Source organism: Microbacterium sp. ACRRU (assembly GCF_022346945.1).
Taxonomy (GTDB): domain Bacteria; phylum Actinomycetota; class Actinomycetes; order Actinomycetales; family Microbacteriaceae; genus Microbacterium; species Microbacterium mcarthurae.
The window spans coordinates 1-8364 of record NZ_JAKRNI010000055.1 but is presented as its reverse complement, the minus strand read 5'-3'; the positions used below and the strand labels follow the sequence as shown (position 1 = coordinate 8364).

Genomic DNA, 8364 nt, shown 5'->3' with positions numbered 1-8364 from the left:
ATGCCCCCGCGGGGGACGGGTTGGGGGGGCGGGGGTTGGGGCGGGGTGGCCCCCCGCCGCAGCACGACCGCAGTCCGCCGTACCCGTTCCCGGGCCGGATGCCCCGTCCGACGACGACGCGCCGCCGCCGCTCGACGACGATGACGCGCCCCCGCCGTTCGACGAGGACGAACCGGTCCGCACCGTCGGGCACGAGGGCAGCGCTGCCGACCCAACACCGTCCGCGGCGTCCGCGGCGGCGAAGCCCGCGGTCACGGCGGCGTCCGCGTCCGCCGATCCGCACCCGTTCGACGCCGCACCGTCACCGGACGACACTCCCGCTGCACCGGTCGCCGACGGCTCCGCCGCTGCGGCCACCGACGCGGCGGCCGCGGCGGAGGGCTCCGCGCCCGCCCAGCCGAACGAAGACGCCGTCTCGGTGCAGTCCCCGTCCGAGCCGGCCGACGACGAGCCCGCGAGCTCGGCCGAAGAGCGCTCGCCGCTGGAGCCCGTCGCCCCGACACCTCCGGTCGTGCCGGTCGGCCCGCTCGAGCTTTCCCACGTGCGCGACGCGTGGCCCGAGGTGCTCGGTCAGCTCGAGGCTGCGAGCCGGACGTCGTGGCTCGTCGTATCGACGTCGTCGGTTCTCGCGTTCGATGACGACGTGCTCACCCTGGGATTCCGCACGGCGTCCGACCTCGCGGCGTTCAAGACGCGCTCCGCAGAAGGAGGCCCGAGCGAAGACCTGCGCCAGGCGATCCAGTCCGTTCTCGGCGTGCGGGTCAAGTACCTCGCGCGTCTCGAGGGCGACGGCGGGTCCGGTGGCCCCGGCGGTTCACCGCAGCGCGGTCCCGCGCCGGGTCCCGAGGGCGGCGCACGCGCCTCGCGGCAGGCCTCCGCCCCGCGTTCGTCCGCCCCGTACGCGGCGGCGACGGTCAGCGACTGGGCGGTCGCGCCAATCCCCGGAGCGTCGGCGGGCAGTGGCACCGCGCTCACGGGTGCCGCGCCCGCCTCGGCATCCGCCCCCGCCTCGGTATCCGCCCCCGCCGGCGGGCGTCCCGGACCCTCCGCCACCGGTCCTGCCGCGGCGCCCGCCGGCGCTACCGTCCTGGCGGTCGACGACGAACCCGAAGAGGCTGCCGTGCGGTCCGCGCCGCGGATCGCGCCGCCGCCGTTCGAGGGAGCGGTGCTCCCGTCCGCCGACGTGGCCCGTTCCGTTCCGGCTCCCGACGAGGTCGACGACGACGACGTCATCCCCCCTGCGGACGACGAGGCGAACGTTCCGGTCCCGCCCGTGGTGGTGCCGCGAATGGCGCCTCTGCGCGGAGGCGTTCAGCGCTACGGCGAGGCCGTGGTCCGCCAAGTGCTCGGCGCGACCTACGTCCGCGACGAGCCCTACGAGCCCCCCACGAGGTTCAGCTGATGTACGACGGCATCGTCCAAGACCTAATCGACGAGTTCGGTCGGCTGCCCGGCATCGGTCCGAAGTCGGCACAGCGCATCGCGTTCCACATCCTGCAGTCGCCGACGTTCGACGTGTCCCGGCTCTCGACCCTGCTGGGCGAGATCCGCGACAAGGTCAAGTTCTGCGAGATCTGCGGCAACGTCTCCGAGCAGGAACGCTGCTCGATCTGCCGCGACCCTCGTCGCAACGCCGCCCTCATCTGCGTCGTCGAAGACGCGAAGGACGTCGCGGCCATCGAGCGCACGCGCGAGTTCCGCGGGCTGTACCACGTGCTGGGTGGAGCCATCAGCCCCATCGCCGGGATCGGTCCCGACGATCTGCGCATCACTCAGCTCATGCAGCGCCTCGCGGACGGCACCGTCCAGGAGGTCATCCTCGCCACGAACCCCAACCTCGAGGGGGAAGCGACGGCCACGTACCTCAGCCGCCTGCTGCACACCCTCGAGATCCGCGTGACGCGTCTGGCATCCGGTCTGCCCGTGGGCGGCGATCTCGAGTACGCCGACGAGGTCACGCTGGGGCGGGCGTTCGAGGGGCGCCGCACGCTCTGAGGGCTGCGCGCTCTCGCGTCCCGCTCGGCTCTGATGCGCGTGTGCGGCCGTGCAGTGCTGTCGTGACCGGTGTGCCCGCGCCGCGACCGCGGACACCCCGACAGACACCCCCGGGGTGAGTGAACAAAGCGTTGAGGGTTGGTGAACCGGCCGTTCACCTGCTGCTCTCGGTGTGGCAATCCAACGGGAGCACTTTCATCCCTGCGGAACAGCGCTGAGGAGCCCGAACCCGGCGCGCAGGTCCGTCAGACAGGGGCCTTCCGTGAGCGAGCAGCTCTCCGCACGACCGACGCCGACCGCGCGTGTGGTCTTCGACACCTTCCGGTCGACCACCGATCCGATGCTCGTCGCATGGTTCGCGTTTCGCGCCCGCGTGCTTCCTCAGGCCGTCCCGCCGGCCCCACCGACGCTGCGGCCCTCGGACGGTCCCACCACGGACGGGGTGTTCGGGGTGTGGCGTCTGCTGGCGACGAACAACCGCGAGTTGGGGCGAGGGAGCGTTCTGCATCCGTCGCCCGAGCGCGCCTGGGCGGATGCCGAGACGGTGAGCGCGCGGGCGGGGGAACTGACCGCGATGGTGATGCGTGGGCCGCTCTCCATGCGGCACGGCTGGGCGCTCCGGCTCGCAGATCACCCCGTCCTGATCTGCTCGCGGTGGTACGAGTCCCCGGGGGAGGCCGCGGCGGCGGCGCGCGCGGCGCGCGACAACCTCGCGCGCGCGAGCATCGTTCGGTCGGTGAACATCGGCACACGATCCGGTCGTCGTCATCGGCAGGCCCCCGCGTCCCTGCGCGTCGATGACTGACGGGCGCGACACGGAGAACACCGCCGCCGCTGCCGTGGCGGAGCGTTTTCAGATCCGCGGGCTTCTCGGTGCCGGAGCGACCGCCTCGGTATACGACGCACGGGACCTGTGGACGGGTGAGGACGTCGCCCTCAAGGTCCTCCATCCGCACCTCGCCACCCAGGTGGCTCTCGCGCAGGCGTTCCTGCGTGAGGCCGCCGTCGTGGCGGGGATCCGGCACCCCGGCCTCTGCGCGCTGCGCGCCTCCGGTGACGGGCGGACTCCGGAACGAACCTGGACCGCGTGGGAGCTGGTGCGCGGCGTCTCACTGTCCGAGACGGTCCGCACCTCAGGACGTCTCGACCCCCTCGCCGCCTCCACCGTCGTCGGGCAACTGCTCGACGCGCTCGGAGCGCTTCACGCGGCCGGGATCGTCCACCGCGACATCTCGCCCGCGAATGTTCTCGTGACCCGCGATTCCGAGGGGCGCGTGCAGGACGTCCGCCTCGTCGACTTCGGCCTGGCCGCCCCGATCGGCGAGTCCGCACGCGGCGGCGACGTCCTGCGCAGCGCCGAAGGCGACGGCGTCGTGGGCAACGCCTCCTATGCATCCCCGGAGCAATTGCGCGGCGAACCCGTCGGTGTCGCCGGTGACATCTACCAGGTCGCCGGGGTGCTCTACTTCGCACTCGTGGGGACACCGCCGTTCCCCCGCGCGCACACCGCCGACGTCGTGGACGCGCACCTGACGGCCCTGCCTCCCACCGCGTCCGTGAGCGTTCCCGGCATCCCTGTGACTCTCGACCGCGTGGTCGTGCGGGGTCTGCTGAAGGACCCCGCCGAACGGTTTCCGGATGCCGCGACGATGCGCGGCGCTCTGGACGCGGTTCTCCGCGCCCGGGATCCTCGCGCCGTCGTGGCCGCGGCATCCGCGGCCGTGCCGTCGCCTCGCGCGATCGTGGCGCCCACCCGCGTCCTTGCGCCGGGCGCTTCGGCGACCGTCGGCGATGACGCGGAGCGGCGACGAACGTCTCCGTGGCTGTGGGTTCTCGCCGGTGCCGCAGCGGCGTTGGTTCTGACCGTGGTCGCCGTCGCTGCGCGGCCCGCCGTGTCAAATCCGGCTCCATCGGCGACGGGAGCGCCGATGGCCGAGGCGGCGATGCCCGTCGGCGACCCTCCCGCGGCCACGCCGACGTCCGTCGTGGCGAGCGCCGTTCCGTCGCCCATCGCCCCGACGTTCGCGCGGATGCCGGACATCCGTGGCCTCCTTCTTCCCGACGCCGTCGACGCCCTGCGACGCGAGGGTCTCGAGGTCGGTGAACGCACCGACCGGGACGGAACAGCCCCCGCCCAGACGGTCGTGGCGGGATCCGTGTCGCCGGGGGCCGAGGTCCCCGCGCGGAGCCGCGTCGATCTCGTCGTCGCCACGGGTTGGAACGCCGTTCCGGACGTCGCCGGGTTCGCCGAGCAGGATGCCATCGGCCGGCTGACCGGGGCGGGGCTCATCCCGGTCGTCGTGAGGGAGCCGCGTCCGGGTGTCGCCGGTGCCGTGGCGGCCGTCGAGCCCGGTGCCTCGACACGCCTCCCGCTGGGTTCGGCCGTCACACTCATCGTCGCGACTACCCCGACCCCGAGCCCGTCCGCCCCCACGTCGACGACACCGTCCCCCGGTCCGAGCGCGTGATGTCCCTCCCTCATGACCCGGAAAGGTCTCCTTCGCCCGTGTGTCCTCCCTCGTTCACCCGTGAACCCCACGATGAGCGTCGTCCGGTCGGAACCCGCCGCCGGCCTCTCTGCTCAGGAAGTTCCATGAGTCGAAATCTGCGCATTGCAGCGCCCGCGCGTCGGCGTGTTCGCGGATGAACGCCGCTCCTTCGGGCGACCTCACCGAGGTCCTCTTCGCCGACGTCCCCGACTCCGACCAGACGGCGCCCCGCGGCGACGATGGTCCGCGCGCCCGTTCGCTCGCGTCGCGCCCCTCGACGGCGGATTCGATCTTCCGGACGACCGCCTTCGCGGCCGGAGGCATCACCGTCGCCATCATGCTGGCGGTCGGCTTTTTCCTCACGCTCCGCGGGGGCGACGCGCTCCGGGTCGCGGGCTTCTCCTTCCTGACGACGCAGGAATGGTCGCCCGAGACCCGGACCTTCGGTATCGCGGCGGTTCTCTCCGGCACCGTGACGATCGCCCTGGTCGCCATGTTCTTCTCGGTGCCACTGGCCATGGGCACGGCCCTCCTCATCTCCGAGGTCATCCCGCCGCGGTTGCGCTCTCTCCTCATTTCGCTCGTCGATCTGATGGCGGCTGTTCCGAGCGTCGTGTACGGCCTGTGGGGTTTGTTCTTCCTCCAGCAGAACGTCATCCCGGTGGCCCAGTGGATCTCGTACTACTTCGGATGGATTCCTGTCTTCGCCGTCACCGACGCCGACGGCGCACGACTGACGGATGCCAGCCAGTTCACGTCGTCCGCGTTCATCGCCGGGATCGTGGTCGCTCTCATGGTCGCGCCGACCCAGACCTCGGTCATGCGGGAGGCCTTTTCGCAGGCACCCGTCGGCGAACGTGAGGGGGCACTGGCTCTCGGCTCCACCCGCTGGGGGATGATCCGTACCGTCGTCCTGCCGTTCGGACGCGGCGGCATCATCGGCGGCACGATGCTCGGCCTCGGCCGCGCACTCGGGGAGACGATCGCCGTCTACCTGATCATCTCGCCGATCTTCACGATCAACTGGCAGGTACTCAAGACCGGCAGCAACTCGGTCTCGGCGCTCATCGCCCTGCGCTACGGCGAGGCCAGCGAGTTCGGTCTGTCCGCGCTCATGGCAGCGGGGCTGGCCCTGTTCCTGATCACCCTGGTGATCAACTTCACCGCTTCCTCGATCGTGGCGCGTTCGCGGTCGGGTGCGCAGAGCGAGGGCTGACCCGCATGGACGAGACGATCACGACGGTCATTTCCGGTGGTGCCTCCGGCGGTCACGGCGGCGGTCCCGTCGACACCGGGCCGAGACGGACCTTCCGCCCGGCACCGGGCAACGACCCCGTCGGTCCGCGTCGTCGTATGAGCGGCGCGACCGCCGACGACACGTTCAATCTCACGGGTGCGCTCGGTGCGGCCCTGGCCGTGGCGACGCTGTTGTTCGGGTGGTTCACTCCGATGACGGGCGCCGTCGGATGGGCGATCGTGACCTACCTGCTCTTCGTCGTCATCTACGCCCTCCTGGTGGCGCTGCGGGCGACGGGTCAGGAGGTCGCGGACCGCGTCATGACGGCGCTTCTCTACAGCGCTGCCTCGATCCTCATCGCGGCACTGGTCTTCGTCGTGTGCTTCGCCGTGTTCCGCGGTCTGCCGGCGCTGGTCAACCTCAACTCGTTCGTACAGACCATGGAGTCGGCCGGTCCGCTCGAGCCTCTCAGCGTGGGCGGTATCGCTCACGCGATCGTCGGGACGCTCATCCAGATCTCGATCGCGCTGTCCATCACGGTGCCCCTCGGCATCGCGACGGCGGTGTTCATGAACGAGATCGGCGGCCGGTTCGCCCGCTTCGTCCGGACGATCTCGGATGCCATGACGGCCCTGCCCTCGATCGTCGCGGGCCTGTTCGTCTATTCGGCGGTGATCCAGCTCGTCACGCATGAGCGATCGGGTTTCGCCGCGTCACTGGCGATCACGGTGATGATGCTTCCCATCGTCATCCGCGCGTCGGATGTGGTCCTGCGCCTGGTTCCGGGCAACCTGCGCGAGGCGTCGTACGCGCTGGGCTCGTCGCGGTGGCGCACGGTGTGGCACGTCGTGCTGCCGACGGCGCGATCGGGCCTGGTCACCGCGGTGATCCTCGGAACCGCGCGCGGTATCGGCGAGACCTCGCCGGTCCTGCTCACCTCGGGCGTGACGGCCGTGATGAACGTCAATCCCTTCTCGGGCCCCATGATCTCGTTGCCCTTGCAGGTATTCGACTTCGTCAAGTCGCCCGAGCCGAACATGATCGCTCGCGGGTTCGGTGCCGCCGCGACGCTCCTTCTGCTCGTGCTCCTTCTTTTCGCGATCGCGCGCGTCATCGGGGGTCGCGGTCCCGGCCAGCTCAGCCCGCGCCAGCGTCGTGCCCGCAGCGCGCAGTCCGCCGCCGACCTCGAGCGCATCGAGAACCGACACCGCGTCGCCGCCGAGACGCTCCCGAACGACCCGACTCCTCCGAAGGACCAGCCGTGATTCGCCGCATCCGCTCTCTCCTGGCGGCTTCCGCCGTCGCCGTGCTCGTGGCCACCGGATTGGTGTCGTCGTCTCCGCCTGCGGCGCACGCCGACTCCTGGGCGCCGATCTCCGGTACCGGGTCGACGTGGTCGCAGAACGCGCTCGACCAATGGCGTCGCAACGTCGGCGAGAACTACGGCATGACGGTGAACTACTCGGGCGTGGGCTCCTCGGCCGGTCGCCGCGACTTCATCAACGGGACCGTCGACTTCGCCATCAGCGAGATCCCCTTCCAGTCCAACCCTGAGGACGGCTCGCAGCCGGAGGTGCCTCGGAGCGGATACGCGTACATGCCGATCGTCGCCGGTGGGACGGCCTTCATGTACAACCTCAAGATCGGCGGAAAGCGGGTCACCAACCTGCGTCTTTCCGGTGCGGTGGTGACGAGGATCTTCTCGGGAGCCATCACGAAGTGGAACGATCCGGCCATCCAAGCCGACAATCCCGGCCTCGCGATGCCGGACCGGGCGATCGTCCCGGTCGTCCGCTCGGACGGATCGGGTTCGTCCGCGCAGTTCACCCTGTGGATGTCCAAACAGCACGGTGACATCTGGACGCGCGGCATGACCTCGCAGTTCCCGACACCCGGAAACGGCAAGGCGCAGAACGGCTCGCTCGGTGTCGCCGGGTACGTCAGCCAGGACTACGGTGAGGGCGCCATCACCTACGTGGAGTACTCGTACGCGGTGAAGTCCGGCTTTCCGGTGGCCAAGATCCTCAACTCCGCCGGCTACTACATCGAGCCGACTGCGCCGTCCGTGGCGGTGGCTCTGCTGCAGGCGCAGATCAACAACGATCCCAACTCGCCGGACTACCTGACCCAGATTCTGGACGGCGTCTACAACAACGGCGATCCCCGTACGTACCCGTTGTCGAGCTACTCGTACCTGATCGTGCCGACACAGACCGCGGGGATCTTCACCGCCGAGAAGGGGCGCACGCTGGGAGGTTTCGCCGAGTACGTGCTGTGCGAGGGTCAGCAATCGGCGACGGCGCTGGGGTACTCGCCGCTGCCCATGAACCTCGTCCTGGCCGGTTCCGAGCAGCTCAAGCGCATCCCGGGAGCCAACGCCAACGGCGTCGACATCAACCGGTGCAACAACCCGACCTTCAAGCCGGGTGACTCGCCGTCCAACAACCAGCTCGCCGTATCCGCTCCCGCCCCCGCGGAGTGCGACAAGCAGGGTCCGAACCAGTGCACCTCCGGCACTGCGGGTTCGGCCGGTACCGACACGCCCGTGACGGGGTGCGGGCCGGGCGGGGGGGGTGGGGGGGGGGCCTCCGGGGCCCCGGGGGGGAGGTGGGGGTGGTGGATCGGGGTCTCGCGGCGGGGGTG

The 8364-nt window shown here is 70.8% G+C and carries 6 protein-coding genes and 1 pseudogene; all 7 read left to right on the top strand.

Annotated elements, in window-relative coordinates; translation table 11 throughout:
* Nucleotides 1-1402 (top strand): annotated as a pseudogene (locus MHY30_RS14735) (hypothetical protein); the annotation flags it as partial.
* Complete coding sequence (recR, locus tag MHY30_RS14730) at nucleotides 1402-1995, top strand: recombination mediator RecR (protein WP_239279084.1); 594 nt, start codon at nucleotides 1402-1404, stop codon at nucleotides 1993-1995. The pseudogene MHY30_RS14735 and the gene recR, both read left to right, overlap by 1 nt.
* Nucleotides 1996-2257: 262 nt before the next feature.
* The gene (locus MHY30_RS14725; protein WP_239279065.1) at nucleotides 2258-2800 is read left to right on the top strand and encodes a hypothetical protein; all 543 of its coding nucleotides are present in this window, start codon (nucleotides 2258-2260) and stop codon (nucleotides 2798-2800) included.
* Nucleotides 2793-4463: a PASTA domain-containing protein gene (locus tag MHY30_RS14720; protein WP_239279055.1), complete on the top strand. Its 1671-nt coding sequence runs from the start codon at nucleotides 2793-2795 to the stop codon at nucleotides 4461-4463. The genes MHY30_RS14725 and MHY30_RS14720 overlap by 8 nt, the downstream gene beginning before the upstream one ends.
* 175 nt (nucleotides 4464-4638) lie before the next feature.
* Nucleotides 4639-5700 carry a phosphate ABC transporter permease subunit PstC gene (pstC, locus tag MHY30_RS14715; RefSeq protein WP_239279044.1) on the top strand — a complete coding sequence of 354 codons (1062 nt, stop codon included), beginning with the start codon at nucleotides 4639-4641 and terminating at the stop codon, nucleotides 5698-5700.
* 5 nt (nucleotides 5701-5705) lie between these two features.
* Nucleotides 5706-6986, top strand: a complete 1281-nt coding sequence (gene pstA, locus MHY30_RS14710) for a phosphate ABC transporter permease PstA (protein ID WP_239279033.1) — start codon at nucleotides 5706-5708, stop codon at nucleotides 6984-6986.
* Nucleotides 6983-8364: phosphate ABC transporter substrate-binding protein PstS (gene pstS, locus MHY30_RS14705; RefSeq protein WP_239279021.1), on the top strand; the 1382-nt coding region annotated here is incomplete at its 3' end. The genes pstA and pstS, both read left to right, overlap by 4 nt.